Here is a 20,126-nt window from a genome sequence, read left to right as displayed (position 1 = left end):
TTTCGTTTGGGTATGAATAGAACGTAGGGCCGCGAGAGGGCAATTCAACGCCTTGAAATGCTAAGATTTTGCCCATAGATGGCGGCCGTTTTCAGGCCGCCCTGGCGCGTGGGAGGCGGTACAAATGACCATGAAGAAAACGGTGATCCAGTCGGCGGTGGCCGGGGTGCTTGCCCTCGCCATGACCCACGGCGTGGCGCAGACACAGCAGTCGCAGGGTGGGAAGGAGCGGGAGAAGTGCTACGGCATCGCCAAGGCCGGGCAGAACGACTGCGGCACCTCCAGCCATACCTGCGCGGGCAAGGCCAAGAAGGACAATTCCCCGGACGACTGGAAGTACGTCGCCAAGGGCACGTGCGAAAAGGTCGGCGGCAAGACGCGCTGATCGCGGTTCAACGAACGGAGAGCAGGCATGAAGACTTCGAAAGCCCTCATCACCACCGCTGTGGCAGGCCTCCTCGCCGGCTTCGCCACGGGCGCCTCGGCGCATGACCCCAAGGCCGCGGAAGGCAAGGAGCGGTGCTACGGCGTCGCCAAGGCCGGCCAGAACGACTGCGGCACGGCCTCGCATGGTTGTGCGGGCGCATCCAAGAAGGACAACGATCCGGTCGAGTGGAAATACGTCCCCAAGGGCACCTGCGAGAAGGCGGGCGGCAAGCTCGTGGCGCCATCCGACAAGAAATAAGCCGGCGCGGCCCGTGAGCGCAGAGCCCTGCGGCATCGGGCTGCGCGCGCCGCACTACGCGGAGCTCCTCGAGCGCCGTCCGGCGCTGGGCTTCGTGGAGGTCCACAGCGAGAATTTCTTCGGCGAGGGCGGTCCGGCCCTCGCGACCCTCGAGCGGTTCCGCAGCCGCTACCCCGTCAGCCTCCACGGCGTCGGGCTCTCGCTGGGCTCGGCCGATCCGCTCGATGCGCCCCACCTCGAGCGCCTCGCGGCGCTCGCGCAGCGCGTGGATCCCTTCGTCGTGTCGGAGCACCTGTGCTGGTCGTCGATCGATGGCCGTCACGCCAACGACCTGCTGCCGCTGCCGTACACCTCCGAGGCGCTGGAGCATGTGGCCACGCGCGTGCAGCTAGTGCAGGAGCGCCTCGGCCGGCGCATCCTCGTCGAGAACGTCTCGTCGTACCTCGAGTTCGAAGCCTCCACGATTCCCGAGTGGGAGTTCATCGCGGAAGTGGCCCGGCGCACGGGCTGCGGCATCCTGCTCGACGTGAACAACATCTGGGTGAACGCGGTGAATCACGGCTTCGACGCGGCAACCTATCTCGCGGCCATTCCCGCGGCAGCGATCGGCGAGATCCACCTGGCCGGCCACGAGGCGAGTGGCGACCTGCTCATCGATACACACGGCGAGCGCGTTTGCGAGCAGGTGTGGGAGCTGTACGGCCAACTCATCGCCCGCGTTGGTGCGCGCCCCACGCTCGTCGAGTGGGACACGAACATTCCCGCGCTCGATGTCCTCCTCGAAGAGGCGAGCCACGCCGATGCGATTGCCCGTGACGCTCGCTGAGCAGCAGCGCGAGTTCCTCGCGGCCGTGTCGGCAGCGGAGCCGCGCGCGCTTCCCGGCATCCGCGCGGGTCGCGCGACGCCGTCCGATCGGCTCGAGGCCTATCGACGCAACGTGGCGGCCAACTGGCGTGGCGCGTTGGCGGACACCTATCCCGTGGTGGCTCGCCTCGTCGGCCCCGCGTTCTTCAGCGAGGCCGCGGCGCGGTACACCGAGGTGCATCCCTCGACGAGTGGCGACCTGCATCGCTTCGGCGCGCAGTTCGCAACCTTTCTCGCGGGCTATCCGCATGCGGGTTCTGTCGAATACCTCGCGGACGTTGCGCGCGTGGAATGGGCCGTGCATCGCGCGCAGTTCGCGGCGAACGCCGCGCCTTTCGATCTTGCGTCGCTTGCGCGAGTGCCGGCCGACGAGCACGAGCGCCTGCGCTTTCGCCTTCATCCGGCCGTGGGATTGATCGCTTCACCGCATCCGGTCCTCGCGATCTGGGAGGCGAACCAGCCTGATCGCGACGGCACGCCGGACCCCGAGGAAGGCCCGGACTTTCTCATCGTGACGCGCGATGGCATCGAGCGGGAGGACGAGCCTGCGTGGCGCTTCCTCGATGCGCTCGCGAACGGCGAAACGCTGGGAGAGGCGGCGGAATGCTTCGAAGCCAATCCCACGCGCCTGGCGCCCGCGCTGCGCGAATTCGTCGCGGATGGCGTGATCACGGGGTTCACGCGTTAGATGCGAACCGTCGTCCTCGCGCTGCTTCTTGCATTCGCGCCGGTCCTCGCGGCGGCTCAGCCTGCGAAGGCGCGGCTCGAGGGGGCCACGCTTTCGCACCTCGCGGTGCGCCAGCCCATGCTCGCCGAGCGCATCGCGAAGCTCTACGTGCAGGTCGGGCAGGACGTTCTCGCCGCGCGCACGCACCGCTCGCTGCCGGCCGCGATGAAGGAGTTCGAATCGGGCCTCGAACCGTTGCTGGCAGGAAGCGCGAACGCGGAGATTCGCGAGACCTACCTGCTCCTGGCGCTCCTGTGGAAGGAGTTTCGCGTCGTGGCGTCGAAGCCTCCGTCGGCCGACAACGCGAAGAAGCTCGCCGAGCAGAACGACGAGCTCGTCTGGGTTGCGGCGAAGGGCGCGCGGCTGGTGCGCGCGCAGTCACGTGCACCGGGCACGGAGCTCGTGCTTGCCGCGGGCGAGCTGCGCCTGCTCTCGCAGCGCATCGCGAAACTGCACCTGTTTCGCCACTGGGGGCTGCGCAGCGATCGCGTCGAGCTCGAGCTCGCCGCTTCCGATGCCGATTTCCGCAAGTCGCTGGCACTGCTCATGCAGGCGCCGGGAAATTCGATCGAGGTCAACGCCGAGCTCTCGCTCGCGCAGAACCAGTATTTCTTCCTGGGCCAGGCGGTGGAGCGGCTCAATGCCGGCAAGGATGCGAAGCGCGAGCTCGAGCACGTCGTGAAGACGTGCGACAACATCCTCGAGGTGATGGACCGCGTGGTGCAGCTCTACGAAGCCGCGGGCGCCTGAGGCTTCGGGCCGGGATTGATGACGTCGAGCAGCAGGCGCCACTCGCCGCCTTCCATCCGCCACGCGCGCATGTAGACGCCGAGCTTCTCGGCAGGCGTGGCCGCATTCGCATAGAAGCCGCGCGCGTAGCCGAAGTCACCCGAACGCGCGACCTCGATGCGATCGACTGTCCACGACAGGCGCTGGTCGTCCATGCCCGGTGCGGCGAGCGAAGCCTCGCGCGTGGTGGGCGGCGGGGACCCCGAGCGATAGAAGCGAAACGCGGGCGAAGCGAACTGCGCGTAGGCCGCCTTCTGGCCCGACGCGAGCGACGCCTGCGTGAAGCGGCGCTCCATGCCCGCGAGCCCGTCCGCATCGCCCCGCCCGCCGGGAGCGGCGACGAGGTTCGCCGACAGCGGCTGGTCCCAGAGGTCCGGGGCGGGATGGGAAATTCCGAGATCGACCGCGACCTTCCACGGGCCGCCATCGACCCGCCGCCAGATCGAGACGTACTGCCCGAAGCTCGGCGGCGTATCCGGCTTGGTCTTGCTGAGGATCCGCGACGGCCCGGTGGACAGGCCCAGCTCGCCCGAGGCGGCGGCGACCACGAACACGGGGCGCCAATCGAGGTAGATCGGCGGATCGGGGCGGTTCACGAGGTCCGTGTTGCTCACGGTCCAGTCGCCGCGTACGAAGACGCCATCGTCGGCGAAGGCGGCGAGGAAGGCCTTGCGCATGCCTTCGCGAATCGAATGCGCGGCGAAGGCGGTCTCGGCGGCGCCGAGGGTGTGGGCGGCTTCAGGATTCATGGGCACGGTGGCGCAGCCGGCGAGAGCCAGGCCGCACGCGGCGAGGAGGGTCTTCATCGCGGCATTGAATCAGGTGGCCGCGGCGAGGGGCGTTACGCTTTCTTGCGAACGGTGACTTCTTCGGGAATCCGCTAGAGGACGTAGCGGGAGAGATCCTCGCTCTTCGCGAGTTCCGCGAGGCGCGAATCCACGTAAGCCGCGTCGATCACCACCTTCGAGGCGCCGCTGCCGCTGCCCGCGTCGAAGGAGACGTCCTCGAGGAGCTTCTCCATCACGGTGTAGAGCCGGCGCGCGCCGATGTTCTCGGTGCGCTCGTTCACCGAGAAGGCGATCTCCGCGAGCCGCCGCACGCCATCGGGCTGGAAAGCGAGCGTGAGGCCTTCGGTGGCCAGCAGCGCTTCGTACTGCCGCGTGAGGCACGCGTCGGTGGCGGTGAGGATGCGTTCGAAGTCGTCCACCGAGAGGCTCTGGAGCTCCACCCGGATGGGCAGCCGGCCCTGCAGTTCGGGGATGAGATCGGAGGGGCGCGCGAGGTGGAACGCGCCGCTCGCGATGAAGAGGATGTGGTCGGTGTGCACCATGCCGTACTTGGTGGTGACCGCCGTGCCCTCCACCAGCGGCAGGAGGTCGCGCTGCACGCCCTGGCGCGAAACGTCCGCGCCCTGCAGCTCGCCGCGGCTGGCGATCTTGTCGATCTCGTCGAGGAACACGATGCCGTTCTGCTCGACCGATTGCAGGGCTGCGTGGCGCAGCTCCTCCTCGTTCACGAGCGCGGCGGCTTCCTCGTCGGTGATGAGCCGCAGGGCTTCGCGGATCTTCACGGTGCGGCGCTTGCGGCGCGAGTGCCCGATGTTGGCGAACATGCCCTGGAGCTGCTGGGTGAGCTCCTCCATTCCGGGGGGCGCCAGGATCTCCATGTTGGCAGGACCCTGCGCGAGATCGATCTCGAGATCCTTGTCGTCGAGCTTGCCCTCGCGAAGCATCTTGCGGAAGCGCTGGCGCGTGGAGTTCGCGTCGTGTCCTTCGGCCTGCGGCACGCCGGGCAGCAGCGCATCGAGCACGCGCTCCTCGGCGGAATCCTGGGCGCGATGGCGGACCTTGCGCATCTCCTGCTCGCGCGTGGACTTCACCGCGATCTCGACCAGGTCGCGGATGATCGTGTCGACGTCGCGGCCCACGTAGCCCACCTCGGTGAACTTCGTGGCCTCGACCTTGATGAAAGGCGCGTTCGCAAGCCGCGCGAGGCGGCGCGAGATCTCCGTCTTGCCTACGCCGGTGGGCCCGATCATCAGGATGTTCTTGGGCGTGATCTCGGCGCGCAGCTCGAGGGGCACCTGCGAGCGCCGCCAGCGGTTGCGCAGCGCGATCGCCACCGCACGCTTGGCGTCAGCCTGCCCGACGATGTACTTGTCGAGCTCGTGCACGATCTCCTGGGGCGTCATCATCGACGCGACCTCGGGCGTGGGAGGAGGCGGGGACGGGTTCACGTTCATGTCGCTCACAGCGTCTCGATCACGTGGTTCTGGTTCGTGTAGATGCACAGCTCGCCCGCGATGGTGAGCGAGCGCTTCACCACTTCAGCCGGCGGCAGATCCGTGTGGTCGAGCAGGGCCATGGCCGCGGCCTGCGCATACGGGCCGCCGCTGCCGATCGCGATCAGCCCGCGCTCGGGCTCGAGCACATCGCCCGTGCCGGTGATCATCAGCGAGGATTCCGCGTCGGCCACGGCGAGAAGGGCCTCCAGGCGGCGCAGGATGCGATCCGTGCGCCAGTCCTTGGCGAGCTCCACGGCCGAGCGCAGCAGGTTGCCCTGGTGCTTCTCCAGCTTGGCCTCGAAGCGCTCGAAGAGGGTGAAGGCATCCGCGGTCGCTCCGGCGAAGCCGGCGAGGATCCTGTCCTGGTACAGGCGGCGCACCTTGCGGGCGGTGGCCTTCACGACGATGTTGCCGAGCGTCACCTGGCCGTCGCCGCCCAGCGCGACCTGGCGGCCGCGGCGCACGGACACGATGGTCGTGCCATGGAATTGGGGAGGGGATTCGCTCATTCGCCGAGCCTCTACGCAGGGACCGGCACGCGCGGGGAAAATTCCCGTGCGCCCGTTGGGGATTTCAGATGGACTTCTTGCGGACGAGGATCGCGTAGCGGTTGAAGCCGAAGGCCTCGAGCAGCCCCGCATTGAGCTCGTTGAGGTTGGACAGGATCACGCGCTTGCCCGCCACCTGGATGGTCTTCACCACCTCGAAGAAGATCGAGGCGAAGCCGAACTCGATACGCAGCACCTTGCTGGTGTCGATCGCGACTTCGGTGTGGTTCGCGGCGAAACCGTTCAGCTCCGCGATCTGGTTCGCGCTGGCCGCCGAGATCACGCCCTTCAGCGGGAAGCCCACCTCGGGCTGGATGGCGGCCGAGGGGGCGGCCTTCGCCGCGGGCGCGGCCTTGGCCGCGGCGATCGCGACCGAGTTCACGTAGATCTCCCAGATGGGCGGGGAGATCTCGAAGGCCACGGCGTACTCGAGCCCCAGGTCCTCGAACTCCTGCGAGCGGCCCTGGATGATCAGCAGCTCGAACAGCAGGAGCCAGTAGTAGCGCTGGACTTCAGTGGCTTTTTCGGCGATCTGCGAGCGCAGCAGCTTCTCGAACGGCTCGATGCTGTTGAACCACATCGGCATGTTCTTCTTGCGCAGCAGCAGGAGCGCGTTGTTGAGCAGCGTCGCTTCCTCGGCGCTGATCGCCGTCACCTTCGAAACATCGAGCCGCACGGTGCCCTGGGCCTCGGCGAAGGCGCGGAACTTCTCGATCTCGGCGGCGAGGTCCCCGGAGGCATTGGGCTTGAGCGTGAAGAGGTCCTTGCGCTCGCGCGTCTGGGTCGAGCGGCGCGGGTCGCCCGCCGAATCGCCCGACTCCGCCCAGGGCGGCGGCGATTGCTCGAAGCGGACGGTGAACAGCATCGAGAGCGCGTCGAACTCCGAGCGGTTCTGCGAGGCCTGGTAGATGTCGAACAGCATGAGCCAGACCTGCTTGTTGGTCTTGCCCGCCGAGTCCTTGATCTCGCTCTTCAGCAGCGCCACCGCGGCGTCGTTGAAGTTGGCCGAATAGAGCACCGCGGCCTCCTGGGCAGCAGGCAGGCGCATGGAGTGGAATTCTTCGGTGCCGACTCGTGCGAGCGCTCGGTTGGCGCCCGTGCGCGTGCCGGTGACGGAGGCTGCGACAGGCTTCAAGGGTTTCTACCCGTATCTGTGGAAGTGCGCGATGCCAGTATAGCGCCGCTTACGCGACGCAGTATGCGAGGCCTTCCTCGAAGAGCTTGCGGGGGATCTTCCGGCCGATGAACACCATGACGCTCTCGCGGGTCTCGTCGGGCGCCCAGGGCTTGCCCTCGGTGCCGCCCATGAGCATGTGCACGCCCTGGAAGATCATCCGGCGCTCGTTGCCCTTGATGTTGAGCACGCCCTTGTAGCGCAGGAGGTCCTCGCCGTAGTTCTCGACCATGAGCGAGAGGAACGTCTCGATCTTCTCGAGATGCATCGGCCGCGGGTCCTTCCACACGAAGGACGACACGTCGTCGTCATGGTGGTGGTGATCGTCGGTGAGGAACGTCGGCTCGACCTCGAGGATCGCGTTGAGGTTGAAGCCCTTGATGTCGAGGATCTCCTTGATGTCCGCCTCGCCGAAGTGGACCTTGTTCTGCTGCGCGCGCGGGTTCATGCGCTTCATGCGGTCCATCAGGTCCTTCGTCTCGGTTTCGGCCACGAGGTCGGTCTTCGAGAGCAGGATGCGGTCGGCGAAGCCCACCTGGGCGCGCGCCTCGTCGTGCTCGTCGAGCGTCTTGTTGCCGTGCTTCGCATCGACGACGGTGATCACGGCGTCGAGCATGTAGTTCTTGTGGATGTCCTCGTCCATGAAGAACGTCTGGGCGACAGGTCCCGGGTTTGCCAACCCGGTGGTCTCGATGATCACGCGGTCGAACTTCAGTTCGCCGCCGCGCTTCTTCTTGCGCAGGTCCTTGAGGATGCGCACGAGGTCGCCGCGCACGGTGCAGCACAGGCACCCGTTGTTCATCTCCACGATCTGCTCCTGCTTGTCCTGCACGAGGATCTCGTTGTCGATGCCGGTCTCGCCGAACTCGTTCTCGATGACCGCGATCTTCTCGCCGTGCTGCTCGGTGAGGATGCGGTTGAGGAGGGTGGTCTTCCCGGCTCCGAGGAAGCCGGTGAGGATGGTTACGGGGATGAGGTTATCGGCGGCGGGCTGCATGCGGGATTCCTTGAGGCGAATGAATTCAAGATCTGGGCGACGGGCGCTTCTTCAAGGTCGCGGGTGATGAAAACGATCCGGCTATGCCGGTCGGCGAAATCGGGGCCGTCGGGCCAGGCGGCGAGCTTCGCGGGTGGATAGAGGCTGTGCTGCACGGCATGGATGGCGCGCGGCCCCGGTTCCCCGGCCACGTTTACCAGCCCCTTCAGGCGCAGGATCCGGTCGCCGCGCAGCTCGAGGAGCGTTTCGAGCCCCGTCGCGAACGTTTCCCAGTCCAGGTCCCCGTCATGGTGCCAGACGAAGCTGCGGATGCGGCGATCGTGAGCGCCAACACCCGAAGCGTGCGAGCGCCATCCCCGGCCGAACCACCCGGCCGCGTCGGGCGTTTCGCCGGCCGGTCGGCCGAGGCCGCTCGCGAATAGGCGCTCCGGCGCGATCACGCCCTTCACGGCGCGCTCGACCGGGACGCCGGGAACCATCGCGGCGATGCGGGCCGTGATCGCCTCGACCTGGGCGGCGTCGACGAGATCGGTCTTGGTGAGGATCACGCGATCGGCGACCGCGACCTGCTTCACCGCTTCCGGGTGCGCATCGAGCGTGCGCGCGCCGTGGTCGGCATCGACCGTGGTGACCACGCCCGCGAGCGAATAGCGCGCGGCGACGAGGGGCATCTCGATGAGGGTTCGCAGCAGCGGCGCCGGGTCCGCGAGCCCGGTGGTCTCGATCACGGCGCGCCGGAACAGCGGGATGGACCCCTCGGCGCGCTTGAAGTGCAGGTCGCGCAGTGCCTGGACGACGTCACCGGCGACCTGGCAGCAGATGCAGCCTCCTTCGAGGAGAACGACGTTCTCGCTCGCTTCGCGCACCAGCAGGTGATCGATGCCGATCTGGCCGAACTCGTTCACGAGCACGGCGGTATCCGCGAACGCAGCGTCGCGCAGCGCGTGATTGAGCAGCGTGGTCTTGCCGCTGCCGAGGAAACCGGTAAGGACCGTGATGGGGGTGACAGGTGTTGCCGGCATGGCAGGCCTCAGCGCCGCTTGGCGCGCTTGGCGCGCGGGTGCGCCGCGTCGTACACCTTCGCGAGATGCTGGAAGTCGAGGTGCGTGTACACCTGCGTGGACGCGATGCTCGCGTGCCCGAGCATCTCCTGCACGGCGCGCAGGTCGCCGGACGACTGCAGCACGTGCGAGGCGAAGGAATGGCGAAGCATGTGCGGATGGACGTCGACATCGAGCCCCGCCGCCTGGGCGCGCAGCTTGATGCGGCGCTGCACGTCGCGCGGCGACATCCTGCGGCCGCGCGGTCCGATGAACAGCGCGTTTACCTCCGGGCGCGCGAGCGGGGTGCGAAGACGCAGCCATCGGGCCACCGCTTCGAGGGCCGGCGTGCCCACCGGCACGATGCGCGTCTTCGAGCCCTTGCCGGTCACGCGCACTTCGCCCGTCTTCGGGTCGATGGCGTCGAGGTCGAGGCCCGTCAGCTCCGAGACCCGCAGCCCGCACGAATACGCGAGCTCGAAGAGCGCGCTGTCGCGCACGCCGAGCGGCGAATCGTCGCCGCCATGCGCGACCAGGCGCACGGCATCATCGGGAGAGAGTGCCTCGGGAAGCTTGCGCGGCGCTTTCGGCGGACGCACGCCGGTGCAGGGGTTCGAAGCGACTTCGCGGTGGCGCGCGAGGAAGTCGAAGAACCCGCGCCAGCTCGAGAGCGTGCGCGCGAGCGAGCGCGGCGAGAGTCCGCGGCCGTGGAGTGTTGCGATGAAGCGGCGGATGTCGTGCACGGTGAGGGCGTCCATCGCGCGATCGCCGGCAAGCCCGGGAAGCAGGGCGCCGTCGCGCGCGTACGCGGCGAGCGTGTGGCCGGAGAGCCGGCGTTCGTTGCGGAGGTGGGCGAGGTAGCGCTCGAGCGCGCTAGCGGGCTTCGCCACGGATGGGGGTCACGAAGCGCCAGAGCACGTGGCTCATGAGCTCGCCGATGCGCTTCAGGTACAGCGTGCCCATCTCGGGATAGAAGCGCTTCGGGTCCTCGGAGGCGAGGCCGATCGCGCCGAAGCACTGCGCATCGTGCATCAGCTGGACGAGCGCGAAGCTCTTGAGGTGCGGCGCGGATTCCCCGAACCACGCCTGGCTCTCGTAGACCGCGTGATGCCCGCAATACGGCACCGACATCTGCGCGACGAAATCGCGCATCTCGCCGGCGACCGCACCGAACTCCTTGGTGTCGGGGTTCTCCTCGGCGACGTTCCACAGGCGCACGGCGACGTGCGGGACCGCGAAGTGGTCGAGGAGGTCGAGGTAAAGCGTGTCGAGGGCCGCATCGAGGCTGGTGGCCTCGATCAGGCGGCAGGCGAGGCGATGGACCTTCGCGCTCACCGCGTCGTTTTCCTCGCCGAACTCGATCAGCTCACGAAGCTTCTCCTCGAGGAGCTTCGCCTTTTCGCGCACCGCGACCAGCTGGCGCTCGCCGATCGATACGGCGCGGCCACCGTGCGGATGCGGGATGTGCAGGTTCATGAGCACATCCACGTGGCTTTCGAAGAAACCGGGGTTCTGCTTGAGGAATTCTGCGACCTGCTCGGGGGTGGGCAACGGCGTGTCCTTCGATCTTTCAGAGTTCAATTTCGCCGTCGAACACACGGACGGCGTCGCCCGTCATCATAACGGCGTGGCCGGGTCCGGGCCAGAGGATCGAAAGCGGGCCGCCGCGCGTGGTCACGCGCACCCGTGAATCGAGCAGGCCGCGGCGAATGCCCGAAACCACGGCCGCGCACGCGCCCGTGCCGCAGGCCAGGGTTTCGCCGGCGCCGCGCTCCCAGACCCGAAGGCGGATCGCGTCACGCGAGACGACCTGCATGAAGCCCGCGTTCACCCGCTTCGGGAACGCCGGATGGTTCTCGATCCTCGGACCTTGCGTCGTGACCGGCGCGCGATCGACGTCGTCGACCACTTGCACGGCATGCGGGTTGCCCATCGACAGCACGCTCACCTCGAGCGTCACGCCATCGACGACGAGGGGATACGTCACGCGCTCCTCGGCCGCATCGAAGGGGACCTGCGCGGGCGCCAATCGTGGCGCGCCCATGTCCACCGTCACCTGGCCCGTGGATTCGAGGCGCGGGACGATCACGCCCGAGGCGGTCTCGACGCGAATCTCGGTTTTCGTGGTGAGGCCCTGGTCGAGCACGAAGCGCACGAAGCAGCGCGAACCGTTGCCGCATTGCTCGACCTCGCCGCCGTCGGAATTCCAGATCCGGTAGCGGAAATCGTTGCCCGCGGTGGTGGGCGGCTCGACGACCAGCAGTTGATCGCACCCCACGCCGAAATGGCGATCGGCGATGCGGCGAACCTGCTCGCGGTCGAGGGAAACGGATTGGCGCACGGCGTCGATCACGACGAAGTCGTTGCCCTGGCCGTGCATCTTGGTGAAGCGGATCTTCATTCGCGGTAGGGGTTGGGCTCGCCGGGCGGGCGCGTCTTGAAGCGCTTGTGGGCCCAGAAGTACTGCTCGGGCATCAGGCGGACCTGCTCCTCGATGAAGGTGTTCATGCGTCGCACATCGGCCTCGACATCGCCCGACGGGTAATTCTCCCACGGCGGGTGCACCGTGACCTCGTAGCCGTCTTCCGTCTGTCGCGTGACCGTGGGAACGACCTTCGCACCGGCCATGCGCGCGAGCCTCGGGAGTGCGGTCACGGTGGAGGTCGGCACCCCGAAGAACGGGACGAAGATCGAGTCGCGCGCACCGAAGTCCATGTCGGGAAGGAAGTAGAAGAGCCGGCCCTCGCGCAGCGACTTCACGATTGCGCGCATGCCTTCCTGGCGCGAGAGCAGCTTCGGCGAACCGAAGCGCACGCGGCCCTGGTAGAGATAGTGATCGAGCACCGGATTCTTCTGGGTGCTGTAGATCGAAGCCGTGCCCGGGAAGACGTGCGAGATCTTGGGCCCGCCGAGGTTGAGCCCGATGAAGTGCGGCGCGAAGACGATGACGGGCGTGCCCTTGAGCCGGTCGAAGTGCTCGCCGCCGATGATGCGCACCATGCCCATCGCCCGCTCCTTCCGCCCGAACCAGAAGATGCTCTGCTCCGCGAGTGCGCGCCCGAGCGACTTGAAGTGCGCGAGTGCCAGCGCATTGCGCTCTTCCTCGGGCATGTCCGGAAAGCACATCGCGAGGTTGATGCGCGCGACGCGCCCGCGGCCGAACCGATAGGCCAGCGTGCCGAAGCCCCGCCCGACGGCCGCTATCGCGCGCGTGGGCAGCAGGTGCAGGAGCCAGAGGAAGGCGACGCCGAGCCAGGAGCCCAGACTGCGGATGAGTTTCACGGAGGCGAGTTTATTTCAGGACGGCGTCACGTGGGCTTCGCGACCATCAGCCAGAACACGGCGACGAGCGCGATGAAGGCCGGCCACCCGAGGATGAACCAGGCGCGGAACAGGAAATGGAACGACGGCGGCAGGGATGTGCCATCGCGCTCGGACGCGTTCGCGATGTCCCGCAGGCGCATCTGGATGAACACCACGGGCACCCAGCAGGCGCCCGCGAGGAGGTAGAGCGCGATCGACCACGCGATCCACGGCGTGCCCAGCGGAAAGCCGATGGAGAGCGCCAACGCGAGGCCGGTTGCCGGCTGGATCACGATCGCCGGGGTGGTGAAGAGCCAGTCTGCGATCACGGTCGAGCGCGCGGCCGCGGCAATCGCCGGCACGCGATCCGATCGGTACGCCCACCAGAAGTGAAAGGCCGTGCCGATGCCCGTGCCGAACAGCACGGTCGAGCTCAGGATGTGCACGGTCTTGAGGGCGAGGTAGGCGGTGGGATCCATCAGCGGTCCTGCTCGAGCGCTGCGAGCGCGAGGATCGCGGGAAGGATCACGATGTTCTTCAGCACGGCGCCGAAGGGATCGACCCACGTCGCGGGCATGAGCACGCTGATCGCCGCGGTGTAGCCCAGGACCATCGCGACCTGCACGACGCCCATGAGCCCGGGTCGCCACCGCGTAAGCACCAGCAAGCCGATGACGAAGTCGACCACGCACGCCGCGGCGAGGGTGCCGAACGTGATGCTCGCCGAGATCCTGAGCTGGACCGCCATGAGCTGCGCGGCCGACTCCAGCGCGAGCGATCCGATGACAGCCGAGGCGAGCCAGAGAACGCCCAGCGCGACGCGCAGCAGCGGGCGAACGAAGTAGAGGCGCGCGTGCCACCGGTCCTGCCATTGCGCGGGTTGGGCATCGAGTCCTTCACGCCACCCTCGGGCCTCGATGCCGCTTGCAGCGCGAAAGGCTGCGGAATCCGAAACGTTGCCGAACTCGAGCTGGCGGATCGCGGTGGTGTTGGCCGGGCCGCCGAACCAATCTCCGAGTCGCGCGCCGAAGCGCACGAGCGCCATCGGCACTTTCACGAAGCGCGCTTCGCCCAGTCCCATCCAGCGGCGCAGGTCGGCAAGGACTTCGCGCAGCGTGACGACACCCGGGCCTACCGGGTCCACGGTCTTTCCGAGCAGGGCGTCGGTTTCGACGGCCTTCGCGACGACCGCGCAGACGTCGTCGACATGCACCGGCTGGAATGGCTGTTCGCCATCGCCGGGCAACGGGACCGCGAAGGGAAGCGCGGCGATCGCGCGGAACAATGCCGTTCCGCCGTAGGCGCCTGCTGCGTACACGAGCGAGGGCCGCACGATGGTCCACGAGAGCTTGCTCGAGCGCAGCCACTCGTCGGCCTCGAGCTTGGAGGTTGCATAGGCCGTGCCCGCTTCGCGCACCGCGCTCACTGCCGAGATCTGCACGACACGCTTCACGCCGGCGCGCTCGCACGCCTGGAAGAGCGCGATCGGCCCCGCGGCATGGATCGCCTCGATGCGATCGCGCTGCGTGCCTTGCAGCACGCCGGCGCAATTGACGACCGCGTCGATGCCCGCGAGGCGCGGCATCCACGCTTCGGGCGTGACGTCGTTGTTGAGATCGACGCGGATCGCTGCCGGCTTCGCCGCACCGGCGAGGCGTTCCGGATCGCGCACCGCGGCGATCACCTCATGGCCGCGCGATCGCAGGTTCGCCATCAGGTAGCCGCCGATGAATCCGTTCGCGCCGAGAAGGAGGATGCGCATCGTCAGGCCGGAGGCGGCGGAGCGCCCGCCGGATGCTTGTAGCGGTTGTAGCCCCACAGGTATTGCGAGGGGCATTCGCGAACCAGGCGTTCGACCATCGCATTCACCTGGCGCGCGGCGACGGCGCGGTCGTCGCTCAGGTTCCCGTCGAGCACCGTGTAGTGCATGCGAAAGCCCTCGCCGAGTGCCAGGCGTTCGGCGTAGCAGAACACGAGGACCGCCCCCGACGATTCCTGCAGCCGGCCCAGCAGCGTCATCGTGTACGCGGGCCTCCCGAAGAAGGGCGCCCATACGCCATCGCCCTCGCCGGGGACCTGGTCGGGCAACACGACGCTGCATCCGCCTTTGCGCAGGTGCTTGAGGAGCATCTTCACGCCGGCCATCGTCGCCGGTGCCACGTTGCTCCCATCGAACGAGGCGCCCCGGTTGCGGCCTTCGCGGATGAGCTCGTCGAGCCAGCCGATCTTGTGGGGCCGGTACATCGCGAGGATCGGCAGGCGCGTCCACAGGTGGCGCCCGGCGATGTCGTAGCTGCCGAGGTGGGGCGTGACGAAGATCACGGCCCGGCCGCCCGTGCGGGCCCGCTCGACCGCTTCCCAGCCGACCTCGTCCCTGACCGCACGAGTGACATCCTCGGGCGGCCGGAACAGGGCCCACGCGAGCTCGGTCACACCCATGCCGATCTGGGTCGCGTTCTCGCGGGCCATGCGCCGCACGTCCTCGGCGTCACCGGCCAGTCCGCTCGCGCCGAGGTTCTCGAGGGCGCGCCGGCGATACCGGGGCGACAGGGCGAATACCACCCGGCCCAGCAGGCCGCCCAAGGCGTGGTTCGCCCGGAGCGAAAGGCGGGCAAGGAGTCGGAAAAGGAGCCTCAAGTCGGTTCGGAAAAAGGGACGCTATTTGTTAGAATACAAGGCTTGATTTCGCACGATGCCATTGACCCTGAAAAGCGAGTTCTTTCAACCATGAAAAACGAGTTCCTGTTCACCTCCGAATCCGTCTCCGAAGGGCATCCCGACAAGGTCGCCGACCAGATTTCCGACGGCGTCCTGGATGCGATCCTCGCCCAGGACAAGCGCTCGCGCGTCGCCGCCGAGACGCTGTGCAACACCGGCCTGGTCGTGCTGGCCGGTGAGATCACGACCAACGCGGTGATCGATTACCACCAGATCGCGCGCGAGACGATCAAGCGCATCGGCTACGACAACACGGACTACGGCATCGATTATCGCGGCTGCGCGGTCATGGTCTGCTACGACAAGCAGAGCCCCGACATCGCGCAGGGCGTGGACAAGGCCCACGACGACAACCTCGACCAGGGCGCGGGCGACCAGGGCCTCATGTTCGGCTACGCGTGCGACGAAACGCCCGTGCTCATGCCGGCGCCGATCTACTACGCGCACCGCCTCGTCGAGCGCCAGGCGATGCTCCGCAAGGACGGCCGCATGCCCTACCTGCGCCCGGATGCGAAGAGCCAGGTCACGTTCCGCTATGTCGGCGGCAAGCCCGTCGAAATCGACACCGTGGTGCTCTCCTCGCAGCATTCGCCCGAGATGTCCGAGGGCGCGAAGATGAAGAAGGAGTTCGTCGAGGCGGTGGTCGAGCAGATCATCAAGCCGGTGCTCCCGAAGGAATTCCTCAAGAACACGAAGTACCTCGTGAACCCGACCGGCCGCTTCGTCATCGGCGGTCCGCAGGGTGACTGCGGCCTCACCGGCCGCAAGATCATCGTCGACACGTACGGCGGCGCCTGCGCCCACGGCGGCGGTGCGTTCTCCGGCAAGGATCCCTCGAAGGTCGACCGCTCGGCCGCGTACGCCGCGCGTTACGTGGCGAAGAACGTCGTCGCCGCCGGCCTCGCGCGTGAGTGCGAAATCCAGGTGAGCTACGCGATCGGCGTGGCCAAGCCCATCAACATCACCGTGTACACGCACGGCACGGGCGCGGTGGACGACGACGTCATCGCCAAGCTGATCGCGGAGCACTTCGACCTCCGCCCGAAGGGCATCGTGCAGATGCTCGACCTCCTCCGCCCGATCTACGCGAAGACGGCCGCCTACGGCCACTTCGGCCGCGAAGAGCCGGAGTTCTCCTGGGAAGCCACGGACAAGGCCGCGCTCCTGCGCGACGCCGCGGGCCTCAAGGGTGAGGTGAAGAAAGCGATGGCCGCCGCCGACTGAAGGCGGTAACTATTGCAATGAAAAAGCCGCGGAATCCGCGGCTTTTTTTTCGCGGCATCGTCCGTGAACTTCTCGCCGCGGCACCAGTCGGAATTAACAGACGTTAATTAACCGCGAGCTTCGCGGCGCAGTGCGAGTAGGTATTTACCCACGTTACCCACGCGGTCGGCGCGAGGGCAACAAGCAGTGAAGAACATGCATCAACTGGGGACACCGCCGCGCCAAGCGGCCTCTACGGTGCCCTGTGACCCGCCTTCGCGCCGTGTCCATCCCGGCGCGGCGAGCCTCGTGGACGTCCTCGAACTCGTCCTCGACAAGGGCCTGGTCATTGCCGGGGACATCAAGGTCTCTCTCGCCGACATCGAGCTCCTCACCCTCCGTATCCGCCTCATTGTCTGTTCGATCGACAAGGCGGAGCAGATCGGCCTGGACTGGTGGAAGCACGACCGCCACTTTTCGCCGGGACGGGCCCCGGTTTCACGGAAAGACGCCGCTTTGCGCAAGCAACCGCGAGCGCTCACGCGGCCGGTCGCCGCGCTCGAGCGGCGGCCCGCGCGCGCGCGCCCGCCGTCGCGCGCATCCAAGTCGTCACTTTCAACTTAAGGAAGACAAGCCATGAACGTCCAACATGCAGGAACAGGTGGATCAAGTCTGGTCGACGTCCTCGACCGCGTTCTCGACAAGGGAATCGTGGTCGACGCGTGGGTACGCGTCTCGATCGTGGGCATCGACCTGGTCACCGTCGAAGCGCGCGTGATCATCTCGTCGATCGATACCTACATCCGGTATGCCGGTGCCGTCGGCGCGTTGCCGACCGCCGCGCCTCCGCAGATGGAAGCGTCGCGAGGGTACGCCGAACTCACCGCAGAGAATGTCGCGCTGCGCGCGCAGCTCGAGGACAGCCGCCGCTTGACGCCGCCGGTTCGCGCGAACCGCGCGCGCCAGGTTGCGGTACGGGCGTAGGACCCAGGTGAAAAGCAGGGAGGGCTCCATGGCGCGGACAGTCGGAGGGACAAAGCGGTCATCTCGCAACGAGCGGCTTGATCGCGGCCCGGCGGCATCCGCGCCGGAAGAGCGGGCGTGTTATTTGTACGGCGTCGTCCGCCGATCCCGGCCACTCAAGGTCGGGCCCATCGGCATCGACGCGCACTGGCCCGACGTCTACCTGATCGAGGTCGGGGACCTCGCTGCCGTCGCTTCCGACGTGTCGAGTGCCACGCTCGATCCGACGCGCGACCGCGTGCTGGCCCACGACCGCGTGAACCAGGCCGTGATGGGCGACCGCACGGTGATACCGATGAATTTCGGGATGGTGTGCCGGAGTCGCAAGGACGCGGTCAAGTTGCTGCGCGCCGCGCATGACGCGTTTTCCGAAGTCCTGCAGAAGGTGGAGGACCGCGTGGAGTTCGGCCTCAAGGTGCTCCTGCCTGCCGATGTCCCGGTCGACCCCATGCCCCCCGGCCCACCCACGGAAGGTGACCTGGAGAGTCGCGCCGGGCGTCACCTCGACGAGGGCCTGCAGCGGCTGCGCGAAGTCTCGGTGGCTTCGCGCCTCACTCCGCCGGTCGGGGATCGGATGATCCTGAACGCCGCGTTCCTCGTGCCTCGCAATGGCGAGTCGAAATTCGTGGACCGCACGAAGGAGATCGCGCGGAAGTTTCCCCACCTGGTCTTCCGGTACACCGGTCCCTGGCCGCCGTACAACTTCGTGAACGTCCGGCTCAAGCTGGAACGCGTCGCCTGACTGGAGGAGCCATGTTCCTGCTCGATTCGGCGGTGTTGTCCGGCGTGCGTTGGGCGCTGAAGACCCTCGTCGCGGCGGCGCAAGCCGAGCAGGACGACGACAGCGGCCTGCGCGCCGCGCTGCTCGACGTCGAGATGCGCGCCGAGGCCGGGGAGATCACGCAGGAGGAGCGAGCCGAGCTCGAGGGCGAACTGCTCGCAAGCATTCACGAGATCAAGCAGCGCCGCGCGCAGGCGCACGGGCCGATCGACTTTGCCGCGGAGGATGGCGGCTTCGAGGTCGATGCGAATGTCGCGGGCGACTTTCACGAGCCCGCCGTGTCACGAGGGAGGGGCCGATGAGCGACGACGCATTCCTCACTTATGTCTACGCGCTCGTGCGCGCGTGGCGACGTCCATCACTGCTCGGAGCCCCGGAGGGTCCGCCCGCCAGCGCGCCGCTGCGGCTGCTGCCTGCGGGCGAGCACCTCTGGCTCGCGGTGAGCAGCGTGCCCGCGCGCGACTACGACGCTGACGCGGTGCGGCGTGGCCTGCAGGACATCGACTGGCTCGCGCCGCGTGCGCTCGCCCACGAAGCGGTCGTGGAGCATTTCCTTCGCGCGCCCGCATTGCTGCCGATGCCGGTGCTCACGCTGTTCACGTGCGATCGCCGCGCGGTGAAGTATGTGTCGGACAGCAGGGAGCGCATCGAGGGCCTCCTCGACGGCGTCGAGCGGCGCGTCGAATGGGTCGTGCGCCTGACGTGGAACGCCCAGGCGACCGTCCTGCCTTCCGCGCGGGCCGCTACGGGCGCCGCCTACCTGGCGGGCAAGCGCGACGTTCGGGACACCGGAAGTATCCGGCTCGCGACAGCGCGCGCGAAGGCCGGCCGGGTCTTCGATGCGCTGACGAGCGTTGCGGCCAAGGCGTGCCGCCGCGGGCCTTCCGAAGCAGAGGCCGCCGCGTCTTCGCGCCTGCTGCTCGATGCCACGTTCCTCGTGCCGTCGCGGGGGGCGAGCGCCTTCCGCGCGGCGCTGCGCCGCAGGACGCAGGAGCTGGGCGAGGCGGGCATCGCCGTCTCGCTCACCGGCCCCTGGCCCCCGTACGACTTCGTCCGATGACACGCGCCATTTCACGCACGCCACCGACGGTCTTCCGTACCGGCGAGGGCTCGCTTCTCGATCTGCTCGACCACGTGCTCAACCAGGGAGTAGTGCTCGATGGCGAGCTCGTCCTCGGCCTGGCGAACGTGGACCTCGTGTACGCGCGCCTGTGGGTCGTGCTGTGCGCCGCCCATCGCGTTTTGCCGACCGCCACGATTGGTGCGGTGAAGCATCCCCACAGGCGCCGTACGCGGCGGCACCGGACTGCGGGCCCATGAAGCCGGCCCGGTCCCTCCTGTATGTCTATGCAGTGTGTCCGCGCTTGCATGCGCGCGTGGACCTGACCGGCGTGGCCGGCGAGCCGCTGCAGATCTTCGCCGCCGCGGGATTGGCGGCGGTCATCGGCGAATTGGTTCGTGCCCCGCGCGTGAACATCACCGCTTTCCGAAAGCACGACGCCGTCGTGCGCGCGCTTGCCTGCCGGTTTCCGGCGGTCGTTCCCCTTCGCTTCGGAAGCTGCCTCGCCGGCACCGAGGACCTGCGGCAGGTCCTCGAGGCGCACGCGACCCCATTGCGGGCGAAGCTGTGCCTCCTGCGAGGCCGCGTGCAGATGACGCTGAGGGGAGTCGACCACGGGTGCGGGCGGCCGGCGAAGTCCGACCAGGACGCGCGCGCCGCCACAGGCCGTGCGTACCTCCAGGCTCGGGCGATCACCACGGTCCGCGAGGACGAGGTGCCTTCCCTCGCGCCGCTCCTGCCCGCCGTTTCGCGGTGGGTGCGCGCCGAGCGGATCGAGAAGCGGGCGGGAATCGTCAGTGTTCATCACCTGGTTCCGCAGGGTTGCGTGGCGGCCTATGCCCGGGCCATGCATCGCACCGCCGAGGCCGAGTGCGTTCGCATGACGCTCACCGGTCCGTTCCCGCCGTACGCATTCGGAAGATTGTAGC

At 67.8% G+C, this 20,126-nt stretch carries 26 protein-coding genes; 13 read left to right on the top strand and 13 right to left on the bottom strand.

Annotated elements, in window-relative coordinates:
* Positions 1-124 precede the first annotated feature (124 nt).
* The 5 genes from DSM104440_RS15780 to DSM104440_RS15760 are packed head-to-tail and all read left to right on the top strand — an operon-like array spanning position 125 to position 3,027.
* Positions 125-385, top strand: a complete 261-nt coding sequence (locus DSM104440_RS15780) for a BufA1 family periplasmic bufferin-type metallophore (RefSeq protein ID WP_171164297.1) — start codon at positions 125-127, stop codon at positions 383-385.
* 27 nt (positions 386-412) lie between these two features.
* Positions 413-685 carry a BufA1 family periplasmic bufferin-type metallophore gene (locus DSM104440_RS15775; RefSeq protein ID WP_171164295.1) on the top strand — a complete coding sequence of 91 codons (273 nt, stop codon included), beginning with the start codon at positions 413-415 and terminating at the stop codon, positions 683-685.
* A 13-nt stretch (positions 686-698) separates the two neighbouring features.
* Entirely contained in the window at positions 699-1,511 is an 813-nt protein-coding gene (gene bufB / locus DSM104440_RS15770; protein WP_246212032.1) for an MNIO family bufferin maturase, read from the top strand.
* Entirely contained in the window at positions 1,486-2,238 is a 753-nt protein-coding gene (locus DSM104440_RS15765) for an HvfC/BufC family peptide modification chaperone (RefSeq protein ID WP_171164291.1), read from the top strand. The genes bufB and DSM104440_RS15765 overlap by 26 nt, the downstream gene beginning before the upstream one ends.
* Positions 2,239-3,027: a hypothetical protein gene (locus tag DSM104440_RS15760; protein WP_171164289.1), complete on the top strand. Its 789-nt coding sequence runs from the start codon at positions 2,239-2,241 to the stop codon at positions 3,025-3,027. It begins immediately after the preceding gene.
* Here the strand turns inward: DSM104440_RS15760 and DSM104440_RS15755 are convergent.
* From DSM104440_RS15755 to DSM104440_RS15695, 13 genes are all read right to left on the bottom strand, one after another.
* The gene (locus DSM104440_RS15755; RefSeq protein WP_171164287.1) at positions 3,006-3,872 is read right to left on the bottom strand and encodes a nuclear transport factor 2 family protein; all 867 of its coding nucleotides are present in this window, start codon (positions 3,870-3,872) and stop codon (positions 3,006-3,008) included. The two genes, DSM104440_RS15760 and DSM104440_RS15755, sit on opposite strands and share 22 nt — an antisense overlap.
* A 74-nt stretch (positions 3,873-3,946) precedes the next feature.
* Positions 3,947-5,257: an ATP-dependent protease ATPase subunit HslU gene (gene hslU / locus DSM104440_RS15750; protein ID WP_171166027.1), complete on the bottom strand. Its 1,311-nt coding sequence runs from the start codon at positions 5,255-5,257 to the stop codon at positions 3,947-3,949.
* A 56-nt stretch (positions 5,258-5,313) separates the two neighbouring features.
* Positions 5,314-5,859, bottom strand: coding sequence for an ATP-dependent protease subunit HslV (hslV, locus tag DSM104440_RS15745; RefSeq protein ID WP_171164284.1), 546 nt, complete (start codon positions 5,857-5,859; stop codon positions 5,314-5,316).
* Positions 5,860-5,923: 64 nt separating this feature from the next.
* A complete protein-coding gene (locus DSM104440_RS15740; RefSeq protein ID WP_171164282.1) occupies positions 5,924-7,033 on the bottom strand; it encodes a hypothetical protein in 1,110 nt (369 codons plus the stop codon).
* 49 nt (positions 7,034-7,082) lie between these two features.
* Positions 7,083-8,069, bottom strand: coding sequence for a CobW family GTP-binding protein (locus DSM104440_RS15735; protein ID WP_171164280.1), 987 nt, complete (start codon positions 8,067-8,069; stop codon positions 7,083-7,085).
* Complete coding sequence (locus DSM104440_RS15730; RefSeq protein ID WP_171164278.1) at positions 8,036-9,091, bottom strand: CobW family GTP-binding protein; 1,056 nt, start codon at positions 9,089-9,091, stop codon at positions 8,036-8,038. Before DSM104440_RS15730 ends, DSM104440_RS15735 begins: the two co-directional genes overlap by 34 nt.
* 8 nt (positions 9,092-9,099) lie before the next feature.
* A complete protein-coding gene (gene xerC, locus DSM104440_RS15725; RefSeq protein WP_171164277.1) occupies positions 9,100-9,999 on the bottom strand; it encodes a tyrosine recombinase XerC in 900 nt (299 codons plus the stop codon).
* Complete coding sequence (locus tag DSM104440_RS15720; protein ID WP_171164275.1) at positions 9,983-10,660, bottom strand: DUF484 family protein; 678 nt, start codon at positions 10,658-10,660, stop codon at positions 9,983-9,985. Before DSM104440_RS15720 ends, xerC begins: the two co-directional genes overlap by 17 nt.
* Positions 10,661-10,679: 19 nt before the next feature.
* Positions 10,680-11,510, bottom strand: a complete 831-nt coding sequence (gene dapF / locus DSM104440_RS15715) for a diaminopimelate epimerase (RefSeq protein ID WP_171164273.1) — start codon at positions 11,508-11,510, stop codon at positions 10,680-10,682.
* Positions 11,507-12,391 carry an LpxL/LpxP family acyltransferase gene (locus tag DSM104440_RS15710; RefSeq protein ID WP_246212026.1) on the bottom strand — a complete coding sequence of 295 codons (885 nt, stop codon included), beginning with the start codon at positions 12,389-12,391 and terminating at the stop codon, positions 11,507-11,509. Before DSM104440_RS15710 ends, dapF begins: the two co-directional genes overlap by 4 nt.
* 26 nt (positions 12,392-12,417) lie before the next feature.
* Complete coding sequence (locus tag DSM104440_RS15705) at positions 12,418-12,891, bottom strand: DUF2269 family protein (protein WP_171164272.1); 474 nt, start codon at positions 12,889-12,891, stop codon at positions 12,418-12,420.
* Positions 12,891-14,174: an NAD(P)H-binding protein gene (locus DSM104440_RS15700; protein WP_171164270.1), complete on the bottom strand. Its 1,284-nt coding sequence runs from the start codon at positions 14,172-14,174 to the stop codon at positions 12,891-12,893. Before DSM104440_RS15700 ends, DSM104440_RS15705 begins: the two co-directional genes overlap by 1 nt.
* Positions 14,175-14,176: 2 nt before the next feature.
* Positions 14,177-14,995, bottom strand: a complete 819-nt coding sequence (locus tag DSM104440_RS15695) for a lysophospholipid acyltransferase family protein (protein ID WP_246212024.1) — start codon at positions 14,993-14,995, stop codon at positions 14,177-14,179.
* A gap of 144 nt (positions 14,996-15,139) precedes the next feature.
* Between DSM104440_RS15695 and metK the strand changes: the two genes are divergently transcribed.
* From metK to DSM104440_RS15655, 8 genes are all read left to right on the top strand, one after another.
* Positions 15,140-16,354, top strand: coding sequence for a methionine adenosyltransferase (gene metK / locus DSM104440_RS15690; RefSeq protein WP_171164266.1), 1,215 nt, complete (start codon positions 15,140-15,142; stop codon positions 16,352-16,354).
* Positions 16,355-16,549: 195 nt separating this feature from the next.
* Positions 16,550-16,957: a gas vesicle protein gene (locus DSM104440_RS15685; protein ID WP_171166023.1), complete on the top strand. Its 408-nt coding sequence runs from the start codon at positions 16,550-16,552 to the stop codon at positions 16,955-16,957.
* Between the two features lie 12 nt (positions 16,958-16,969).
* Positions 16,970-17,317 carry a gas vesicle structural protein GvpA gene (gene gvpA, locus DSM104440_RS15680; protein WP_171164264.1) on the top strand — a complete coding sequence of 116 codons (348 nt, stop codon included), beginning with the start codon at positions 16,970-16,972 and terminating at the stop codon, positions 17,315-17,317.
* A gap of 124 nt (positions 17,318-17,441) precedes the next feature.
* Positions 17,442-18,098 (top strand): GvpL/GvpF family gas vesicle protein, encoded by a 657-nt coding sequence (locus DSM104440_RS15675; RefSeq protein WP_171164262.1) that lies wholly within the window; start codon positions 17,442-17,444, stop codon positions 18,096-18,098.
* Between the two features lie 11 nt (positions 18,099-18,109).
* Entirely contained in the window at positions 18,110-18,439 is a 330-nt protein-coding gene (locus DSM104440_RS15670) for a gas vesicle protein GvpG (protein WP_171164260.1), read from the top strand.
* Positions 18,436-19,197 (top strand): GvpL/GvpF family gas vesicle protein, encoded by a 762-nt coding sequence (locus DSM104440_RS15665; protein ID WP_171164257.1) that lies wholly within the window; start codon positions 18,436-18,438, stop codon positions 19,195-19,197. Before DSM104440_RS15670 ends, DSM104440_RS15665 begins: the two co-directional genes overlap by 4 nt.
* Positions 19,194-19,457, top strand: coding sequence for a gas vesicle protein (locus DSM104440_RS15660; RefSeq protein WP_171164256.1), 264 nt, complete (start codon positions 19,194-19,196; stop codon positions 19,455-19,457). Before DSM104440_RS15665 ends, DSM104440_RS15660 begins: the two co-directional genes overlap by 4 nt.
* Complete coding sequence (locus tag DSM104440_RS15655) at positions 19,454-20,125, top strand: GvpL/GvpF family gas vesicle protein (RefSeq protein ID WP_171164254.1); 672 nt, start codon at positions 19,454-19,456, stop codon at positions 20,123-20,125. The genes DSM104440_RS15660 and DSM104440_RS15655 overlap by 4 nt, the downstream gene beginning before the upstream one ends.
* Position 20,126: the final 1 nt, after the last annotated feature.

Origin of the sequence: Usitatibacter palustris, assembly GCF_013003985.1 — a bacterium.
In the GTDB taxonomy this organism is placed as follows: Bacteria; Pseudomonadota; Gammaproteobacteria; order Burkholderiales; family Usitatibacteraceae; genus Usitatibacter; species Usitatibacter palustris.
Note: the sequence above shows the minus strand (reverse complement) of the source record. Positions and strands in the feature narration are given on the sequence as shown.